Source organism: Sorangium sp. So ce448 (assembly GCF_051520915.1).
Taxonomy (GTDB): Bacteria; Myxococcota_A; Polyangia; order Polyangiales; family Polyangiaceae; genus Sorangium; species Sorangium cellulosum_B.
On the sequence record NZ_CP150343.1, the window covers coordinates 6,880,856 to 6,900,947 of the forward strand.

Consider the following 20,092-nt stretch of genomic DNA (forward strand, 5'->3'; position numbering starts at 1 on the left):
CGATGATGCACGATCCCGCCGTGGAAAGATATGCCCGGGAGCGCACTCGATGGCTCGATGGGCACGTCCTTCTCATCATCTTACCCTGTTACCCTGGCTCTCCCTGCGAGCGTGTCGCCCGGCCTGTACCCCCCGGCGCCCACGCGCGGGCTCGAGTGGGCGGCGGCGCTCCACGAGCAAGTAGAGCCCTGAGGTTTCGGGCCGCTACTTCTCCTCGTTCTTCTCGTGGTTCACCATGTCGAGGAGCTGCCCGGCGACGGTCTCCTCCACCCGGATCGGCACGACCCCGAAGCTCGCTGCCACCGCGTCCTGCTCGAACAAGAAGCGCCGCAGCACCTCGCTCGGATACTCCTCGAGCGGCAGCGCGTACGCCCCGTACGGCGTGCCGTCGAGCGCCAGCGCGTGGTGCGCCCGAGCGTTGACGCCACGGAAGCTGTGGCACTTGACGCACCCTTGTTCGCCGATCAGCGCCTCGCGCAGCCCGCCGGAGAGCGAGCGGAGCGGCGCGAGCGGATCGCTCTCTACCCAGCGAAAGCTCGCCGCATTGAGCCCGAATGCCGCGTAGGTCTTGTTCCCCAGGTCCGCGGGCAGCGGCGTCCGGAAGTGCAGGAACGCGCCGAGCGGCCGGATCATCATTGGCATCGGCTCCTCGCCCTCGATCCACGAGTAGGCGCGCTTCAGCCGGTAGAAGTCGACGATGCGGTAGAGATTGTCCTCGTCGTCGAGTCCGACCACGATGACCGCCTGCGCCTTCTTCAGCACCTCGCGAGAGAAGTACTGTTGCTCGCCCCGGAGGTTCGAGACCACCAGCCAGTCCCCCTCGCCCACCTCGGACTTCGGCCGCTCGGCCAGGTAGGCGAGCAGATCGATGGCCTGATACGTCTTGCCGGGCAAGGGGTAGCGCTCGAGCCCCCCCTTGCCGAAAAGGCCGCTGATCGTCTCCCGCAGCGCGGCGTCGACCGGGTAGGTGGCGATGGCCCGGGGATCCTTGCGGAGCTCCGCCATCTCGAGCGGCGGCCGTGAACCCCAGCGGCGGAGCACGCCGAAGGGGTTGTCGACGGAGAGGTCCTTGAGGCCCGAGGCGACGAAGGGGAACACCAGATCGCCGACCATGTCTCCCCTTCCGCCCCAGTGCACGATGCTGTGCGCATCGCGCCTGGGGACGACAAAGTAGTCTATCTCGGGCGCGCCCGCATTCTGGAGCGCGCGCGCGAAGGGGCGAGCGAGGCGCGCCCAGCCGACGTCGTCCTCCGCGCCGAACAGCATCAAGAACGGCGGCGCATCGGACCGCGCGTACGTGATGGGCGAGGACTCCCTGCGATCTTCGATCGAGTTTGCGAAGAACGCCGCGTCGGGGTGCCCCGCGAGCGCCGCCTCGCCGAGGTCGTAGGTGCCACGCAACAGGATGACCCCATCGACGCGCCTGGGATCCATGCCGGCCCCCTCGAGGAGCCGCCGATCGAGCGCAAGGAGGGACGCCATCCACGCGCCGAGGCCGCGACCGGCGAGGACCACGCGCGTCGGGTTGCGCGCGCTCGTGACCTCTTGCAAGACCCGGGCGACGTCCGCCGCGCACGCGCGCAGCGTGTAGCCGGCGTGGATGTTGAACGAGACGGCGGCGGCGGCGACCCCGTTTCGCTGCAGGGAGTCGCCTACGTTCGCGGCGAAGGCGAGCCGCTCGTCGGGCTGCGAGGGCTCGTTCCCCTGCAAGAGGACGACCAGCGGGCCGCCCTTGCTCGCGCGCGGCGGCGCGTAGAGGTCGACGCTGACGTTCGGCCCGTCAGGCCCCTGCCGCTGCATCCAGGCATACGTCACCGTGGCTACGGAGCGGGCTCCAGCGCCTGCGCGCCGCTTGAGGAGCTGTGTGCCGAGGACGATGAGCGCCGCGAGGAGGCCGACGCCCACCCATTGTCGCGTTCGACCGAGCCATTGCCACGTTCGACCGAGCCATTGTCGCGTTCGACCCAGCCATTGTCGCCTTCCAATACCCAACATGGATCCGCTCTGGTGCCCGACGTCGAGCGCGTCAAGCAGCAGCGTCGCCGGTCGCCTCCCGGCGACACCGGGTTGACCAGCGCAAACGAACGCGACTTCGAGAGGGAATGGCGACTGCGCGTGCGCCCGTGGCGGTGGTTTCCGTCGAAGTGCGGTATCGTGGATACCTCTGACACGCCGGTCAAGGTGTCGATCGTGAATGCCGCCGGCTGCGCCGCCTTCGACGGAACCCCGGGGCCCTCCTGGAATACCTTGGTGACGAAGGCTGCGATGGTCGCGCCACGTCGTCGTCAGCGTGTGTCCCCTCAGCCTCGCGGAACGCCGCGGGCGGAACGGCGCGCAGCTGCCATGTGCAGCGAGCTCTCTTCTTCCTCGGGCGAGGAGCGCGCTCGATCTACCCGACCTCCCCGGCCCACAGGCGTTGACCGACCTTCGCGCCGCGTTCTCCTGCATCCGAACGTTCACGTTCACGCCGAAGCGCGCGGCGGCTGCCGAGCCCGGACGGAGGCCTATTTGCAGCGAGCGTGACCGATCACATAATTACAGCTGGAGGACTGGATCGCGCCCTGGGTAGGCGAGCTGCTGTTGCCCGTCGCGCCGCTGCCGCAGTATTGCTTCTCGCTCCCGCCCGTCGCCTGGTCGATGCCGTGACTTCCCAGCTCGTAGTTACAGGAAGCAGCGGGTGAGAAGGCCATGGTGTTATTGAACTGATTGTACGCGATGGTGTTCTGCGAGACGCGGGCGGTCGAGCTCCCAGGAGCGCCCAGAAGCTTGATGTTCGTCTCGTTGTTCTGGACCACGTTGCCCGCCGCGGCGAAGGTGCCGCGCGCGACGCCTATTCCATTGTACGAGCTGCCATAGAGGACGCCGGCGGTCGGCGTCGTCCTCGAGCCCGAGCCGGCCGAGAGCTGGATGCCGACGTTCGCGTTCCTGACGGTGTTGCTCCAGAGGAAGTTGCTGTCGGACTCGGAGAGATGGATGCCAATCGACCCCGCGTGGCTGCGGCCTGGACCATTGACGGTATTTCCCGACACGTCGCAGCTGTGGTCGCGGTGGAACTGGATGCCGCGCGCATTCGCCATGGCTGGCATATTGATGATGTTGCCGCTGATGGTGACCTGGCTGTTGTACCCCTTGACTTGCCCCACCCCCTGCGCGGAAACGTAGGCGTTCCACCTGTCCATGCACTGCTCGGGCGTGTCGTTCGCGGTGCAGCTGCACGCGGGATCTCCGTTGACGCAAGCGGCAAGAAAGCTGCCGTCGAGGCCGATCCCGACGCCGATTCCGTTGATATTGTTGCCGGTGATCTCGATATTGCTGTAGCCGCCATACACGAGGATCCCGTTGAACGCGGTGCTGACGGGCGGGCTGTTCGTGACCGTGCAGCCGTGGACCTTGTTGTGATGCCCCATGACGACGATCGTGTCGCCTGGCACGTTCTCCGTGTAGCAATACTGAACGAGGTTCTTGGCCTCCGCGCTGCTGCCGTTGAACGCCCAGAGCTTCGATCGGAGCTTGCCGATCGCGGCGTCCCACTGTGGGTTCGCCGGGTCGAACCAACCCAGCACGATCGCGCGCGCCGTATCTCGGGCGTTGAATCGCTCCAGCGAGACATTGCCCGTGGACGTGAAGCCCCACAGCGCGTTGTGTACGGCAGGCGACCCGTTGGCGTAGAAGCCCCGGATCTTGATGTTCTTGATGACGATGTTGCTCACGGGCTTGTCCCGATCCGCGTAGGTCGCGTACCCCGCGGGGTCGACCAACATCACACCGGCGGAGAAGGTTTGACCGATGTCGAGCTGCTGGACCCAGGACCCTGCCTCCCACCCGTTGGCGGCGACGGTGCCTTCCACCTGGAAATTCGAGGGGACGAGCACCCCCCCGGTGAGGCCGCCGTAGGCGGGCTGCGGGACCATCCAGAACGGCTTGCTGTCCGGACTCGGCGTTCGATCGAGCCGGATCTGCCTGCGACCATTCACGTAGGGCGCATGGGCGGACGCCCAGGTGATCGCATCCTGCAGCGCCGTTGCGCTCACCTGCTGGCACGTCGTGCTGGAGGACAGCCGGTCGCTGCGGCAGGCCTGCCCTGGAGAGCCGGTGCTGCAGAAGGAGCGGAGCGACGCATCGCTCGCATCCACCACATGGACACATGGAGCGGTCTCATCGATGATCGCGCTGCTCACCGACTCCGTGTCCTCCACGTCCGGGGAGCCGCCACATGCGGCGAGAAGCACGACGAACGCAACGCGAGCGGATTTCATGGGTCCTCCTTGAAGCGCCGGGCAAGGCAGATGCAGACTGATCTTCAGGTCGACGCGCGTGGAGCAAAGCAGCGCATGTACCAACCCGGCCCGCTCCGTCGGTCGAGAGGGGAGCAAGCAAACGTTGCGCGCGAGCGTGGGATCGTGGCGAGCAAGGATTGCCTGACTCGGCAAAGATTGCCGCACACCGCGCCGGGAGTGGCACGGCCGCGGCGGCGCTTCGCGGCAGAGCGCCATCGCAAGCGCCTTGCCAGGACGGCTCTGCCTGCGTCGCGTCCCCCGCCGAGGGCCATGCCCACCGGCGGCGTGGGAGCGACGCGCAGCGAGGCGCCGCTCGCGACCGCCGGTGCGCTCGCTGCAGGACGCTCCGCGCCGCTCGAGCGCCGCGCCTGCCGCAGCCCGGCTGTCCCTGTCACACCGCCCCTGTGCTGCCCCTCGCTGGCCCCCTCAGGGCTGCAGCTCTCTGCAGTGGATCTCCAGGACCCGGATCTTCCCCTCGACCGTATCGTACCTGAGATCCAGCCCCGTCAGCACCTGCTGGGCCGGGCAGTTCAGGGTCACGTTGTTCCCGGCGTACCCGATCGCATAGCTCGTGTGGGAAGACGAGGCGAGGTCGAGCGCCGTATTGGCCGCGTTCCTCGGAGCGTAGTTGATGCGCACGTCCTTCACATAGGTGTTGGCGCCGTCCACCTTGAGCCGCAGACCGGTGGGGTAGTTGGCGCCCGTGACGGCGGCGCTGAGCGCGCCGGCGCGGAAGCCGCCCGGCCACGAGAAGATGGTCTTCGCGTCGATCGCGCCGGTCCGCGGGAGGTTGGGCAGCAGGAGGTCGAACTCCCGGCACACGCCGGACAGCCTGGCGATGAACTCGTCAGGTTCGGTGAGGGGCTCCTGGAACGCGCTGAGGTCGGTCAACATGAATCCAGCGCCATCATCGATGTGGCAGTGGATATACTCCCAGGCCGAGAGGTTGGCGTTCAGGCCCGAGTCCCAGCGCGCGTTGACCGCGGCGTTGCTGACGGTCCAGGTCTCCGACAGGGACGGGGCGTCCTCCATGAGCTCAGGGTCGGCCGCCTCGACGGCGCAGCCAGCGGCGAACAGGGCGACGAGGGGGAACGCAGAGCGAACGATGCGCATGACGAGATCTCCTCAGCTCTCTCGAGCTCTCTTGTTGTCGAACCGGAGGCAGCCCGCCGCGCAGCGCGCCGGGAGCGGCGCGGCCGCGGCGGCGCCTCGCGGCGGAGCCTCATCGCAAGCGCCTTGCCAACGCGCAGCGCTGGCGACCTCGCGTTGCCCCCCGAGGGCGATTCCCACCGATCACCTGGGAGCGACGCGCCGCCGACGCGCCCCTCGCGGCCGTCGCGGTGCTCGCAGCAGGACAGCCCCGCGCCGCAGAGGCGCCCCGCCTGCCACATCCCGGCTGTCCCCTGTCACACCGCCCCTGTGACACCCTGTGGCAGCGCGCGCCCGCGTCAGGCCGCGGCGCTCACGGCGCCACCCGGCGCAGCGCGCCGCCCTCTCCCCGGAGCGGCGCGCGGTCGATCTCCCCCGCCTCCCCGTCCCTCGCCTCCCCCTCCCCGGCCTCCCCGGCGAGCCCCTCGGCGAACGCGTCGGTCACGAACACGCCCGCCCCGGTCGCGGCGGGCGCCCAGCCGCGCAGCGCCTCGGGCTCGGCCGCGTGCAGCGCGAGGCGCGGGAAGACCTCGGGGCTCGCGCCGGCCCGCGCGCCGAGCTCCGCCCAGAGCTCGAGGGCCCAGCCGAGCGCCCGCTCCGGCGCGCGATCGTACGGCGCGGGCAGCGCCGCCAGCAGCGCGTCGGCGCTCTCGACCACGAGCGTCGCCCCGAGCCCGACGAGCGCCGCGCGCGCCGCCTGGACCAGGCGCTCCACGTCGGCGAGCGCCTCGTCGCCGGCGTCGTCCGGCGCCGAGAGCCGGGCCTCGACGAGCAGCGCGGCGCACGGCCCCGCCGGCGCGCAGTGCCCCTGCGCGCAGGTGCCCGCGAGGCGAACGTCGGCCGGCGAGCGCGCCGCGGGCGCCATGATCTGGCGGCCCGGCGCGCCGACCGCCCGGGCGACCGCCTGGCGGAGCGCGGCGAGCAGCTCGGGCACGCCCGCGTACCTGTCCGCCGGCTCCTTGGCGAGGCAGCGGCGCACCACCGCGCCGAACGCCGCCGACACGGGCGCGCGGTCGCTCGGGCAGGGCGGCGGCGCGCGCAGGTGCATCTCCTCGGTCTCGACCGCGTCGGCGCCCTGGAACGGCAGCTCGCCCGTCACGAGCTGGTAGGCGAGCAGGCCCACCGCGTAGATGTCCGTGCGCGCGTCCACCACCCCGCCGAGGATCTGCTCCGGGGCCATCGTGAGCGGCGTGCCGAGGATCAGGCTGCTGCTCTTGGCGCCGCGCGCGGCGCCCGGAGGGCGGAGGAGCTTGGCGATGCCGAAGTCGACGAGCTTCACGCCCGGCGCGCCGAGCCCGCCCGCGCCAGGGCAGACCATGACGTTCTGGGCCTTCACGTCGCGGTGCACGACGCCGATCGCGTGCGCGGCGGCGAGCGCGCCGCCGACCTCCTCGAGCAGGGCGACCGCCTCGGGCGGCGAGAAGGCGCCCCGCGCGCTCAGCTCCGCCGCGAGGCTCCGGCCCTCGACCCACTCCATCGCGATGTACGGCCGGCCGTCGTCCAGGGCGCCCACGCCGCGGACCTCGACGATCGCCGGGTGCTCGAGCCGCGCGAGCACCTCCGCCTCCCGCTGGAAGCGCCGGAGGATCGCCGGCAGGAGCGACAGGCCGCGGCGGAGGACCTTCAGCGCGACCGGCGCGCCGCCCCCGACCGGGACGGCGCGGTGCACGACGCCGAAGCCGCCTCCGAGCCGCACGTCGTCGAGCACGTAACCCCCGACCACCGCGCCGGCAGGGAGCGCGTCGCCGGCGGCGCTCGCCTCGAGCTCCAGCGGTCGGCCCGAGATGACGGCTGTCTCGTCCTGATTGGGCTCGGCAGGCGTCCGCATGGCACCTACCCCAGTATACTCGCGCCCCATGCGCTGCTCCGAGTGCCATCGCCGCCTCCCAGCGCGGGCCGGCGCCGCGTGCCCGGCGCACCCCCTGGCTCCATCGCCGGTGACGAGCGCCGAAGAGCGCGAGCACGAGGCGCTCGAGCAGGATCCGTCGCCGCTGGTCCCCGGGCTCCTCGTCGGAGGGTTCCGTATCGAGCGGCTGCTGGGGCAAGGGGGGTTCGCGCGCGTCTACGCGGCGACGCGCGAGGGCGACGGCCACGCCGTGGCGCTCAAGGTGGCGCGCCGGCGAGACGACGGCCGGATCGAGCGCGAGGCCGCGGCGCTCGCCCGCCTCGCGCCGCCGCTGGTCCCCGCGCTGCTCGGCCGCGGGCGCTCGGGGGAGCTCGGCCCGTTCCTCGTGCTGGAGCGGCTCGAGGGCAGCTCGCTCGCGCGCTGCCTCTCGGACCTGCCGGGCACCGGCGCGATGCCGATCGAGCAGGCGTCGGCGATCGCGCGCGCGCTCTCGGTCGCGCTGGACGCGGCGCACGACGCCGGGCTGGTGCACCGCGATCTCAAGCCCGAGAACGTGTGGCTGCGGCCCGGCGGGGAGGTCGCGCTGATCGACTTCGGCCTGGCCGCGCAGGCGCGCGCCGGCGGCGATGCGCGCGCGGCGCTCGGCCCCGACCTGACGCAGACCGGGGCGATCCTTGGGACGGCGGCGTACATGGCGCCGGAGCAGTGCCTCGGCGCGCGCGCCGTCGACGCGCGCGCCGACATCTACGCGCTCGGCGTGATGCTCTTCGAGCTGCTCACCGGCCGGCCGCCGTTCGTCGGTGAGGCGGCCGAGGTGCGGCAGGCCCACGTGGCGCGCCGCCCCGACCCGCCCTCCTCGCTCGCGCCGCTGCCGGAGGGCGCCGACGAGGCGGTCCTCCGCTGCCTCGCGAAGGATCCCGAGGCCCGCCCGGCCCGCGCCGGCGACGTGGCGCGCGCGCTCGCGGCGTCGCTGGAAGCGCGCGTCGCCCCGTCCCGAGGGCGCGCGGCTTCCTCCGGCGCGCCCGCTCCCGTCCCCGGCCCACGCCGCGCGGTGGCGCTGCTTGCCCTGCGCACGCGCGAGCGCGCGGACGCGCTCGTCGACATCGCCCGCGCCGAAGGGGGCATCCTGGCGCGCTTTCGCGGGGAGCGCATGGTGCTCGCCTTCCCCGCCGCCGACGCGCCAGGCGACGGCGTGCGCGCGGCGGTGCGGGTGGCCCAGCGCGTCGCCGCGGCCGGCGCAGCGGAGCCGCCCCTCGTGGTCCACCTGACTCCGCTCCGGGTGCGCGAGGGCACGCACGGCGTCACGCTCGCGGGCGCCGCGCTCGAGAACGCGGAGACCTGGGGGGCCTGCCCGGGCGACGCGGACGCCATTCCGCCGGCGATCCTCACGGCCGAAGCGCGGCGCGCGCTCGCGGACGGCCAGCACGATACCCCGCCCTCTCCGCGCGGTGTGGCCCCCGATCTCCGCGATCCGCCCCTCGATCCGCGCAACGCGCCCCCCGACGAGCCCGGCGAGACCGCCCTGCGCGGCCGCGATGAGGCGCTCTGCGCGGCCCTCGCGGCCGCGCAGGAGGCGCTCGCCGGCGGCGGGCCGGCGCTCGTCACCGCGCTCGGCGCGGAAGGGCACGGAAAGAGCCGGTTTCTCGGGGCGCTCGCGGCGGCGCTCCACGCCGGCGGCGCGACCGTGCACGCCGCGGCGGCGCTCCGGCCAGAGGCGGCCGAGCACGGCGCGACGCTCGTCGCGCTCCTGCGCGCGTCCCTGGATCTCCCGGCCAGCGGCGAGCGCGACGCGAATGCCCAGGAGGCGCTCGTCCAGCGGCTCGGCGCGGCGGAGGCCGCGCGCGCCTGGCCGGCCGTCGGGCTCGCCCTTGGGCGGCTCGCCCCGGGAGACCCGGCCGCCGCGCCGCTGCTCGGGGCGCCGGGCGCGCGCCGCCACGCCGAGGCCCGCGCGCTCGCGGCCGCCCTCGCGGCCGCCGCGCCGCTCGCGCTGCTGCTCGACGACGCCGACCTCGCCGACGCGTCCGCGCTCGACGCCATCGAGCTCGCCACGGCCGAGGGCAGCGCGGCGCGCCTCGCGATCGTGCTCGCCGCGCGGCCCTCGATCGCGTCGCTCCGTCCGGGGCTCGGGGAGCGCGCCGCCCGCCGCGTGGCGCTCGATCTCGGCCCGCTCGACGCCCAGGCCGCGGGCGCGCTGCTCCAGGACCGCCTCCGCCCCGTCGAGTTCGTCCCCCGCCCCGTGCTCGATCGCCTCCACGCGCTGGCGCGCGGCGTCCCGCGCGACCTCGTCGAGGTGGCGTGCGCGCTGCGCGTCGGCGGCGCCATCCAGCGCGCCCGGGGCGGCGAGGGGTGGACGCTCGCGCCGCATGAGCTGCTCTCCCTGTCGGCCGCGCCGCTCGGCGAGCGCCTCGCCGAGCGCGCGCTCGCGGCCCTGCCGCCGCCGCTCGTGGACCTGCTCGAGCGCGCGTCGATCCTCGGCGACGACCTCTCCCCGGCCGAGCTCGAGGCCGCCTTGCGCGCGGTGGATCGCGCCGCCGACGCGCCGCCGCCGGCCGGCGCGCTGGACCCGGGCGTCGGCCTCGCGCGCCTCGCCCGGGCCGGCTTGCTCGTCGCCCGCTCGGCCTCGCCGCCGCGTTACGCCTTCCGGCACCCGCTCCTGCGCGAGGCCGTCGAGGCGCGCATCCCGCCCGCCCGCCGCCGCGCGCTGCACGCCGCCGTCCTCCAGGGCCTCCTTGGCGCGCCGCGCGCCGCGGGGGCGCGCGCCCGGATCGCCCGCCACGCGGCCGCCGCGGGAGACCTGGCCGCCGCGGCGGCGGCGCACGCAGAGCTCGCGGACGAGGCGCTCGCCCGGCACGACGTCGTCGAGGCCGAGCAGCGCTTCACCGCCGCCCTGCGCCTCGCCGGCCTCCTCGAGCGCGACGACGCCTCGACCCGCGCCCGCGCCCGCGCGCTCGCGGGCCGAGGCCGCGCGCGCTACCGCCTGCAGCGCTTCGAGGAGTCGCTCGCCGATCTGCGCGCCGCCCGCGCGCTGGCCGAGGCCGCGGGCGACCGGGCCTGCGCCGCCGAGCTCCTGCTCGAGGAGGCGACCGCGCTCGACTGGCTCGAGGACTTCCCCGCCTCCGCGGCCCTCGCGGCGCGCGCCGCCGAGCTCTGCGCCGGCCTCGGCGACGCCCGCCTCGACGCGCGCTGCCTGCTCGCGGGCGGCCGCTCGGACTGCCGCGACCAGCGGGTCGACGAGGGGATCCCCAAGCTGGAGCGGGCCGCCCGCGGCGCGCTCGCCGTCGGCGACCACGATGCGCACGTCATCGCCCGGCTGGTGCTCGTCGCGTCGCTCTCGATGGCCCGCCGGCTCGACGAGGCCGAGCGCCACGCCGAGGCCGTCGTCGAGGCCTGCCTGCGCGCCGGCGACGTCTTCCACCTGTGCACCGCGTACATCAACCGCGTCTTCATGTGGGTGAAGCGACGGGAGGAAGGGCGCGCTGTCGCGGACCAGCGGGAGGCCGTCCGCCTCGCCCGCGAGCTCGGGCACGCCCAGCTCGAGCGCTGGGCCACGCTGAACCTGGCGGAGCTGCGGTACTGGCTGGGCGCGCCGGACGAAGCTCTCCCGCTCGCGCGCCGCAGCCTCGACCTCCAGCGGCGTTATTTCAACAAGCGCCCTTCGCCGGACGACGTCCTCCTCCTCGCCCGCATCCACCTCGCCCGGGGCGAGCACGACGAGGCGGCCCGCCACCTGGCCGAGGCCCGCGCGAGCCTCCCCGAGCCCGACCTCACCCCTTGCGCCCGGACGCTGGCACGCCTGGTGCAGCAAGCCCTGGACGACCGGGCAGCCGGTCGGTTCAACGCTGCGGCATGGCGCACGCTCGTGGAGGAGGCGCGGCATACCGCGATCCTTCACGAGCACGCCGAGGCGCTCCACAGCGCGGCCCTCTCGGCGCTCCGCGCGGGCGAGGGCGGCGAAGCGCGCCTGTTCCTCGCCGAAGCGAGGGCGATGTCGGCGGGCTGCTGGCAGCAGCGGTTCGACGAGATCGAGCGCGCCCTGCTCACGCCCGGAGCGACCGGCGCCGCGTGAACCGACCGGTCGGATCGCCCGGACCAGAGACAGGAAAGGAATCTGACCGCGTGAAGATCTACCGGACACGAGGGTTGATTGCGCTGTGCTTCGGGCTCTCGCTCGTGGGCGCGGGCTGCGCCGTCGCGGGCGGCGACGCCTCCCCGCTCGACGGACCGCCGCGCGCGGCGCCGGCGGGGAGCGGCTCATCGACCGGGTCGGTCGTCGGGCCGGCCAGCGGCGGGTCGGCCAGCGGCGGGTCGGCCACCGATCTGGTGGCTTCCATCGCGGACGCGGTGCAGGGCGTCTGGGGCAACGGCCTCTCCGCCGAGGCGCTCACCCGCAACGCGCTGATCACGAACCCGCGGGCCAACCCCGTCATGGTGACCGTCCCGCTCGCGACCGAGAGCTACGCCGACGACAGCAAGTACCCGGAGCTCCGCTACCAGCTCCGCCACGAGCCCACGCGCGAGGTGATGGACTACCTCGTCGCCTGCGCCCTCGAACAGGGCCAGAGCGTCTCGTACACCGACACGTCGACAGGCGAGGAATTCACGTTCGACGGCGAGATCGGGATCTGCCCACTCTGGGCCGTCGACAAGGCGGGGCCGAAGTGCCAGCAGCTCGTCTCGGCGTGCATGCTCTCGCTCGTGAACGCCATGGGCCGCTCGATCACCGTCTCGTTGCGAGGCCAGGCGTTCCCGGAGCACCGGCCGGGGCTCCTCACGCCGGCGCCCTCCGTCCGCGTGGTGAGGAACACGGAGGACGGCGACACCCTTCCGAGCTTCAGGCGGTGCGCGATCGATTCTACGGGCGCGTCGCGCAACTGTGGATGGACGCCCCAGCACGTCGGCTCGTGCACCCCGGGCTCGACCGTGTTCATCGCGACCGGGGACGCGCCCCTGACCGACTGCTCCGACGACCCGGCGAGCGCCGCCGGGCTGCCCGTCAGCGATACGGTGCTTCGCGTCTGCAGCGGTATCCGGGGCTGCGACGCCGACTCACCCGATCACATCGATCCGAGCGAGGTGCGCTGCGACAGCCGCCCCGAGCCCGCGCTCCGCTTCGCCTGCCCTCAAAGCGCCTTCTTCAGCCTCATGAGCGGCCCGCGGACGAGCGGCCGCGCCGGCCTCCTGACGCCGGGCGGAGGAGGCCTCGCCGCGGTGCTGGAGAGGAGCCGCCGCTTCAGCGTCGCGAGCCACGCGCGGCCGGGCCCCACGCCACCGTCCGGCGCCGTCTCCATCAACGAGGCCACGTTCCGCCCCGAGGTGTATCCGGCGGCGGAGGCCGATGTCTTCGGCTGGCGCGAGGGCGCGTTCTTCGGGAACCTGTGGGGCAATGAGCCCCTCCACCCCCGGCTCCAGGTGGGGATGAATGAAGTGGACGAGAAGGGCGAATTCCACCGTGCTCCGACCCCCGGGGAGGACTCCGGGCAGGCCATCTATCAGCACGCCTTCGCCTGCACGGGTGAATACTGGACCGATCACGCCGCGTACGTGGGGGAACGCCTCTGCGCCGGCGCCGAGGGCGAGGTCGACTGCGTCGCGACCCCGGTCGGCGCCTGCGACGAATCGCTCCTCGTCGCGGAGTGTCCGACGCTCCACCAGTGCGCCGTCGACGACGGGGTGCTCGTGGAGGGCGACAGGGACTTCCAGCAGTGCAAGGGCGGCGGGCTCACATGGCGCCATCCGATCACCGTGTTTCTCAACCACCCGTCGGATGTCGTCCGGGACTTCCCGTTCTCCCCGTTCGCGCCGATGTTGCCCGGCAGCGTGCTGTCCGCCGGCGCGCTGTACTGCCCCTGAGCGGCGGCCGCCGCGGCCGCGCTGACGCGCGGCCGACCCACCGCGCGCTCACCCGTCCCTGTAGTCGCCAGGCTCGATGCCATAACGCGCGATCCACCGGTGGATCTGCGTTCTCCCCTTCCCCATCGCCCGCGCCACGGCGCTGACGTTCCCGCGGTGCTCGCGGAAGAGGCGGATGAGCGCCTCGCGCCGCTGCTGGTCCTCCTCGGCGGGCCGCTGGCGGTCGGCGGGCTGGGCGTCGGGCTTCGAGGCCTCGCGCGGGTGGCTGCTCCGCGGCACGACGACGGGCGGCGGCAGGTGGTCGAGCTCCACCCGGCCGCCGCCGGCGAGCACGATCGCGGTCGCCAGGCACTTCTCCAGCTCGCGGACGTTGAGCCGCCACTCGCGCAGGAGGAGCGCGCGCGCCGCCTCGCAGCCGAGCGCGATCGACGCGGCCTTGTCCGGGGCGGCGCGGCGGAGCAGCGCGGCGATGACCAGCCCGAGATCCTCCCGGCGCCTGCGCAGGGGCGGCAGCTCGAGCACGAAGCCCGAGAGTCGCGCGAAGAGATCGCCCCTGAACTCGCCGCGCTCGACCATCGCAGGGAGGTCGCGGTGCGTGGCCACGACCACGCGGAGGTCGACCTTCACGGGGCGCGTCGCGCCCACCGCGACGACCTCCGACTCCTGCAGCACGCGCAGGAACGCGGTCTGCGACGCCGCGGGCAGATCGCCTATCTCGTCGAGGAAGAGCGTGCCGCGGTCGGACGCGCGGATGAGGCCGGGCCGGTCCTCGGCGGCGCCGGAGAACGCGCCCTTCTTGTGGCCGAACAGCTCGGACTCGATGAGGCTCTCGGGCAGCGCGCCGCAGTTGATGGCGACGAACGGGCCGGGCCGCCCCGAGAGCGCGTGGACGGCGCGCGCGACGACCTCCTTGCCGGTGCCGCTCTCGCCCTGGAGGACGACGGGGATGGGCGCGGGCGCGACGGCCCGGAGGGAGGCGAAGCGCTCGGCCAGCTCGGGTGAGAAGGTGGCGAGGCCGAACGGCTGATCCGCCGCCTGGGCCGCGTCGCTCGCCGCCTCGTCGGGCACCGCGACCTCGCGGAACAGGAAGAACGTGTGCCCGAGCTCGATCAGGTCCCCCTCGGCGAGCGTCGCGCTCCGCCGTGGCACGCCGTTCACGAAGGTGCCGTTCGTCGAGCCGAGGTCCTCCAGGCAGAGCTGGCCGCCGTCGCGCGTGATCCGCGCGTGGCGGGACGACACCCAGCCGTCCTCGAGGCGCACGTCGAGCAGCGCCCGGTCCGCCTCGGTCCGCCGGTCGATCGAGCGCACCGGCCCTCGCCCGAACCGCACCTCGTCGACCCCGTCGAGCGCCAGCCGCGCCGGCGGATCCATCGGCCGCTGGCACTGCAAGACGAGGAAGAGGAACGGCCGCGGCTCGGCGGCGGAGCCGGCGCGCCGCCGGGTGCGGACCAGCGTCGACGGCTCGTCCCGACCCGCGCTCATCCTGCCCCTCTCCGCCCCTGGCAGGCCGCGCACGGAGGAGGCGCCAGGGAATCGACCCGAGGCTGCATGCCGCAGGCCCACGATCTATCACGCCCGCCAGCCAGTGGAGCAAGCTCAGGCGCGCGGAGCTCACGCGCTGGTCGTCCTGTCGCGGCGCCCCGGGCTGGCAGGGCGGCTCGCCGCGCCGTCAGCGGTAGGGCCCGTGCGGCGCGGGCGCCGCCAGGGAGGAGACGATCGCGATCGCGCGCTCGATCCGGTCGCGCCCCGTCTCGATGCGGCCGAACACAAGCTTGACCGCGGCCTCATCGCCCACGACGGCCGCCGGGCGGAGCGCGGCGATCTCGCGCCTCACCTCGTCGGTGAGGCGCCACGCCACCCGGTCCGGCGCTTCGGCCTGCACCTCGTACGCCCGCGACAGGCCGCCGTCGTCGGGCTGCCCGGAGTTCGCCCGGTCCGGCCCGCGCCTCTGCCGGCGCTTCACGATGAACCGCTCCGACGGGGACGCGGCGCGGGCGACGCGCACCTGCGTGCCGAACGCCCCCCGCCTTCCATCGCGGCCGAACGTCACGGCGAGGCGCCGGCCGCGGTGCTCGAGCTCGATGGTCATGCCTCCTCCGGGCGAGGTCGTCCCGGCGCCGGACAGGAGGCGCCCGCCGAGCTGTTGCGAGAGCGCCCGCAGCTCCTTCGCGAGCGCCCGGCCGCGGCCGGCGACGAGCGCCGCGGCGCGGATGGCGCCCGCGAGCTTCTCGGCGTCGTCCTCCAGCCCGGCGCGGATCGCGGTCAGCCGGTGCGCCTCGAGCGTGAGCTGGTATTCGGACGCCGCGCGGAGCGCCTCGCGCATCTCCCGCGTGAGCCACCAGCGCGCGAGCGCCGGGCTGCTCGCCTGCACGACGAAGGCGCCGTCGTCCGCCCGGTCGCCGGCGTCCACCCGCCGCGCCCGGAAGCCCCCACCGCTCAGCCGGTCGAGCTGATGCTCGTTGACCCGGAGCCTGAGGCCCGACGGGTTGCTCACCGTGCCCGTGATGCGGGTGCTGTAGCGCACGACGGCCGCGCCGCTGCGATCGACGTCGTGATCGACGAGGAGCGCGACGCCGTCGAGCACCGCGGAGATCTGCATCCGCGGGTCTCCCGATGGGCCCGGACCCGACCGGAACTCCCCCCCGACGAGGGCCGCTGCGCGCTGCCACATGGGCCGTGCGAGCCGCCAGCGGGCCTCGGCCGCCCGCCGCGCGTCGTTGCGCGCGTACGCGAAGAAGCGCGCGAGCCCCGCGATCCCCGAGATGATCATCAGGACGAAGATGGGCTCCATCCTCGCCCAGGGTATCGCCCCCGCGAGGGTGCGCCCAGGCGAGACCGGCCCGAGGGCGGCCGATCTCGCCCGGGCGGGCCGCCGCGCAGCAGGGCGCGGCGGGCCGCCGCCTACCGATCGCCGTGGATCGAGAGAGGATAGGTGTTGCCGGGGTCCACCTGCGAGATGGCGACCGCGTACGTATCGTTGTCTTCTGTCTCGTCCTTCACCGCAGCGCATGGCCAGAGCGGGGCCAGCAGCGATGACGAGCCGAGATATCGCGCGACACGCGGCCGTGTCCGATGAATCTCACGCTCCGTCCCCTGCCGCCGCCGGGCTACGGGACGAGCGGCGTCTGCGCGCGGCGCAGCTGGCGCCTGTTGAGGGAGAAGGGACTCCAATGTAGGAAACGAGGGAGACCCGGTGTGGGAGAATGAACCCCAATGTGGAAGAGCAGAGAGGGAAATCCAACCCCTCCGGAGACGTCAAGTCCCAGCTGCGGAAGCTGCCTTGGACCGACAGAGTATTTTTCCACGCATCCGGCGCCCCTGAAAAAGCGACACTATATCAACAACTTACCCATCGATCGAAGGAGCCGCCTTCCCTCAACAGCCTTCCGTGATTGACATCGGAGATGTGAGCGCTCACATTGGCACTCGTCGGTATTCTTTTGCTTCGTTTCGGAAAGGCAGTCATGCGCACTGAGACCTTCGTCAGCCGAGCGATCTCGGCATCGGTTCCGGTCGCTCGGTCGTCACGGACGCGAGCAACGGTGAGCCAGCGAACGTTCCGGTCGCGCCTTCACGCCACGACGACATTCCCGCTTAAGCACAGGAGAACCTTATGAGAATGCGATTTGAACGCTGGACCCTGCTGACGACGATCGCGCTCAGCGCGTGCATCTCCGCCGAGCAGCTCGATGAAGACGGCTACGAGTTCGAAGAGCTCTCCGAGAGCGTCACCATCGACACCGCGGCGACCTACACGATCACCGGCGTCCAGAGTGGAAAATGCGTCGAGGTGGCTGGAGGCAGCACCGCGGACGCAGCCGCCTTGCAGATCGCCAGCTGCAACGGCTCGACGCGGCAACAGTTCCGCATGGAATCGGCGGGCGGCGGCTATTACCGCATCCGCAACGTCAACAGCAACCGTTGCATGGACGTCGCCGGCGCCTCCACCAGCGACGGCGCCCGCATCCAGCAATACTCCTGCTGGACCGGGGAAAACCAGCAGTGGTCCTTCACGGACGTCGCCAACGGCGTCGTGCGCCTCACCGCACGCAACAGCGGCAAGTCCCTGGACGTCTACGCCCGCGGCACCGCGGACGGCACCGCCTTGGTTCAATGGGCATCGAACGGCGGGACCAACCAGCAATTCCGGATCGCCCCCGTGAGCTCAGGCACCGGCACCAGCACCAGCACTGGCACCGGCGGCAGCGGCGGCACCGGCGGCACCGGCGGCGCCGGCGGCGCCGGCGGCGGCACCGGCGGCAGCGGCGGCGCCGGCGGCGGCACCGCCGGCAAGTTCGTCGGCAACATCACGACCGGCGGGCAGGTGCGATCGGATCTGTCCCGGTACTGGAACCAGCTCAGCCCGGAGAACGAGGGCAAGTGGGGCTCCGTCGAGCCCACGCGGGACGTCATGAACTGGGCCGGCATGGACCGAGTCCGGGATTACGCTCGTCAGAAGGGCATTCCCTACAAGGGCCACACCCTGATCTGGGGTGCCCAGCAGCCGGGCTGGATCGCCAATCTGTCGCAGAGCGAGCAACGCGCAGAGGTAGAAGAGTGGATCCAGGCGTTCTGCCAGCGATACCCGGACGTCGCCATCATCGACGTCGTGAACGAGCCGCCCCCGCACACCACCCCGTCGTACATGAACGCCCTCGGCGGCGCGGGCTCGAGCGGCTACGACTGGATCGTGCAAGCGTTCAAGTGGGCGCGGCAGTACTGCCCGAACGCCAAGCTGCTGCTCAACGACTACAACAACATCGAGTACAGCAACGACAATCAGAACACGCTCAACATCGTCAATCGGATCAGGGCCGCGGGGGCTCCCATCGACGGCATCGGCGCTCAGGCGCACGACGCGTACAAGCTCAACACCAGCACCGTCAAGGGCTTCCTCGATAAGCTCGCCGGCACCGGCCTGCCGGTCTACATCACCGAGTACGATATCAACCTGGCGAACGACACGCAGCAGCTCAACGTGATGCAGAGCCAGTTCCCCATGTTCTACGAGCATCCGAGCGTGAAGGGCATCACGCTGTGGGGGTACATCAGCGGCCAGACGTGGGTGACCAACTCAGGGCTCATGAGCAGCAGCGGCCAGATGCGGCCCGCCATGTCCTGGCTGATGAGCTACCTGGGGCGCTGAGGCCCGACGCGCTCACGCGCGGTTCACGGAGATCCACGCGCCCGGAGATCGCTGCGCAGGCTCGCCGGCTCGGTCGCAGGTCGACGGAGTCGACCCGCGAGGCCAGCGCCTGCGCGGCCGATCCCGGGCGCTTTCCCGTGTGTCTTGCTTCCCGCTTCGTATGCCTTTGAACAGAGGGGATGATGATGAGAATCCGATTCAGACGATGGGCGCTGCTCACGACGCTGGCCGCCACGGCCGCCTGCGTCTCCGCCGAGCAGCTCGATGAAGGCGGCCCCGAGCTCGACGAGCTCGCCGAGAGCGTCACCATCGACACCGCGGCGACCTACACGATCACCGGTGTCCAGAGCGGAAAGTGCGTCGAGGTGGCTGGAGGCAGCACCGCGGACGCGGCGGCCATGCAGATCGCCAGCTGCAACGGCTCGACGCGGCAACAGTTCCGCATGGAATCGGCGGGCGGCGGCTACTACCGCATCCGCAACGTCAACAGCAACCGTTGCATGGACGTCGCCGGCGCCTCCACCAGCGACGGCGCCCGCATCCAGCAATACTCCTGCTGGACCGGGGAGAACCAGCAGTGGTCCTTCACGGACGTCGCCAGCGGCGTCGTGCGCCTCACCGCACGCAACAGCGGCAAGTCCCTGGACGTCTACGCCCGCGGCACCGCGGACGGCACCGCCTTGGTGCAATGGGCATCGAACGGCGGGACCAACCAGCAATTCCGGATCACCCCCGTGAGCTCGGGCACCGGCACCAGCACCAGCACTGGCACCGGAGGCACAGGCGGCAGCGGCGGCACGGGCGGCAGCGGCGGCACCGGAGGCACCGGGGGTAGCGGCGGCACCGGCGGCAGCGGGGGCGGCGAAGGTTGCGGCTTGCCCACCACCTTCCGCTGGCAGTCGAGCGGCGCGCTGGTAAGCCCCAAGTCCGACGCGACTCACAATATCGTGTCCATCAAGGATCCGACGGTCTCCTTCTTCAACGATCGCTGGCACATCTACGCCACCACGGCGAACACCGCCGGGAACTGGCAGATGACGTACCTGAATTTCACCGACTGGTCCCAGGCGGCGTCCGCATCGCACTACTACATGGATCGCACGCCCGGCTTCAGCGGCTATCGGTGCGCGCCGCAGATGTTCTTCTTCAGGCCTCAGAACAAGTGGTACCTCATCTATCAGTCGCAGCCGCCGCAGTTCTCCACGACCAGCGACCCGAGCCGCCCGGACACCTGGACCAGACCCCAGAACTTCTTCGCGTCCACGCCCGCTGGCCTGCCCAGCCTGCCCATCGATTACTGGGTGATCTGCGACAGCGCCAACTGTTACCTCTTCTTCACCGGCGACGACGGTCGGATGTACCGCAGCCAGACCACTGTGCAGAACTTCCCGAACGGGTTTGGCCCGGTCTCGATCGCCCTTCAGGACTCGAACCGTAACAACCTGTTCGAGGGGAGCTCCACGTACAAGATCAAGGGCATGAACAAGTATTTGACGCTGATCGAGGCCATCGGCCCGACGGGCGCCAGGTTCTATCGCTCGTTCACCGCGGATCGCCTCGACGGCGCGTGGACCCCGCTCGCGCATACCTGGAACGCGCCGTTCGCAGGTCAAAACAACGTCACCTACGCGTCAGGCGTGGCGGACTGGAGCGACGACGTCAGCCATGGCGAGCTGGTGCGCGATGGCAACGACGAGACCGCGACGATCGACACCTGCAATCTGCAGTTCCTGTATCAAGGACGCAACCCGAGCTCGGGCGGCGAATACTCGCAGCTCCCGTACCGCCTCGGCCTGTTGAAGGCGGTTCGCTAGAACGCTGTTC

10 protein-coding genes are annotated in these 20,092 nt (G+C 72.2%); 4 read left to right on the forward strand and 6 right to left on the reverse strand.

Going from position 1 to position 20,092, the window contains the following annotated elements; all coding sequences use genetic code 11:
- Positions 1 to 204: 204 nt before the first annotated feature.
- From WMF45_RS25950 to WMF45_RS25965, 4 genes are all read right to left on the reverse strand, one after another.
- Positions 205 to 1,905, reverse strand: a complete 1,701-nt coding sequence (locus tag WMF45_RS25950; protein WP_437707124.1) for an alpha/beta hydrolase family protein — start codon at positions 1,903 to 1,905, stop codon at positions 205 to 207.
- Positions 1,906 to 2,504: 599 nt separating this feature from the next.
- Positions 2,505 to 4,256, reverse strand: coding sequence for a NosD domain-containing protein (locus WMF45_RS25955; protein WP_437707126.1), 1,752 nt, complete (start codon positions 4,254 to 4,256; stop codon positions 2,505 to 2,507).
- A gap of 447 nt (positions 4,257 to 4,703) precedes the next feature.
- Entirely contained in the window at positions 4,704 to 5,390 is a 687-nt protein-coding gene (locus tag WMF45_RS25960; RefSeq protein ID WP_437707128.1) for a hypothetical protein, read from the reverse strand.
- A gap of 349 nt (positions 5,391 to 5,739) precedes the next feature.
- Positions 5,740 to 7,254: a serine/threonine-protein kinase gene (locus WMF45_RS25965; RefSeq protein WP_437707130.1), complete on the reverse strand. Its 1,515-nt coding sequence runs from the start codon at positions 7,252 to 7,254 to the stop codon at positions 5,740 to 5,742.
- 109 nt (positions 7,255 to 7,363) lie between these two features.
- Here WMF45_RS25965 and WMF45_RS25970 point away from each other — a divergent pair, with 109 nt between their 5' ends.
- Both WMF45_RS25970 and WMF45_RS25975 read left to right on the forward strand, forming a co-directional pair.
- The gene (locus WMF45_RS25970) at positions 7,364 to 11,338 is read left to right on the forward strand and encodes a protein kinase domain-containing protein (protein ID WP_437707132.1); all 3,975 of its coding nucleotides are present in this window, start codon (positions 7,364 to 7,366) and stop codon (positions 11,336 to 11,338) included.
- A 50-nt stretch (positions 11,339 to 11,388) separates the two neighbouring features.
- A complete protein-coding gene (locus WMF45_RS25975) occupies positions 11,389 to 13,122 on the forward strand; it encodes a hypothetical protein (RefSeq protein ID WP_437707134.1) in 1,734 nt (577 codons plus the stop codon).
- 48 nt (positions 13,123 to 13,170) lie between these two features.
- Here WMF45_RS25975 and WMF45_RS25980 read toward each other — a convergent pair whose 3' ends face one another.
- Both WMF45_RS25980 and WMF45_RS25985 read right to left on the reverse strand, forming a co-directional pair.
- A complete protein-coding gene (locus tag WMF45_RS25980; protein WP_437707136.1) occupies positions 13,171 to 14,604 on the reverse strand; it encodes a sigma 54-interacting transcriptional regulator in 1,434 nt (477 codons plus the stop codon).
- 187 nt (positions 14,605 to 14,791) lie between these two features.
- Positions 14,792 to 15,913, reverse strand: a complete 1,122-nt coding sequence (locus WMF45_RS25985) for a hypothetical protein (protein ID WP_437707138.1) — start codon at positions 15,911 to 15,913, stop codon at positions 14,792 to 14,794.
- An 822-nt stretch (positions 15,914 to 16,735) separates the two neighbouring features.
- Between WMF45_RS25985 and WMF45_RS25990 the strand changes: the two genes are divergently transcribed.
- Together WMF45_RS25990 and WMF45_RS25995 are read left to right on the forward strand one after the other, a co-directional pair.
- Positions 16,736 to 18,268, forward strand: a complete 1,533-nt coding sequence (locus WMF45_RS25990) for an endo-1,4-beta-xylanase (protein WP_437707140.1) — start codon at positions 16,736 to 16,738, stop codon at positions 18,266 to 18,268.
- Positions 18,269 to 18,453: 185 nt separating this feature from the next.
- Complete coding sequence (locus tag WMF45_RS25995; protein WP_437707142.1) at positions 18,454 to 20,082, forward strand: non-reducing end alpha-L-arabinofuranosidase family hydrolase; 1,629 nt, start codon at positions 18,454 to 18,456, stop codon at positions 20,080 to 20,082.
- Positions 20,083 to 20,092 lie beyond the last annotated feature (10 nt).

What these genes read in the sequence shown, in the direction of transcription:
- WMF45_RS25980 (WP_437707136.1), bottom strand. Translation starts at nt 14,604, where the DNA reads ATGAGCGCGGGTCGGGACGAGCCGTCGACGCTGGTCCGCACCCGGCGG.
- WMF45_RS25955 (WP_437707126.1), bottom strand. Translation starts at nt 4,256, where the DNA reads ATGAAATCCGCTCGCGTTGCGTTCGTCGTGCTTCTCGCCGCATGTGGC.
- WMF45_RS25995 (WP_437707142.1), top strand. Translation starts at nt 18,454, where the DNA reads ATGAGAATCCGATTCAGACGATGGGCGCTGCTCACGACGCTGGCCGCC.
- WMF45_RS25985 (WP_437707138.1), bottom strand. Translation starts at nt 15,913, where the DNA reads ATGGAGCCCATCTTCGTCCTGATGATCATCTCGGGGATCGCGGGGCTC.
- WMF45_RS25960 (WP_437707128.1), bottom strand. Translation starts at nt 5,390, where the DNA reads ATGCGCATCGTTCGCTCTGCGTTCCCCCTCGTCGCCCTGTTCGCCGCT.
- WMF45_RS25990 (WP_437707140.1), top strand. Translation starts at nt 16,736, where the DNA reads ATGAGAATGCGATTTGAACGCTGGACCCTGCTGACGACGATCGCGCTC.
- WMF45_RS25965 (WP_437707130.1), bottom strand. Translation starts at nt 7,254, where the DNA reads ATGCGGACGCCTGCCGAGCCCAATCAGGACGAGACAGCCGTCATCTCG.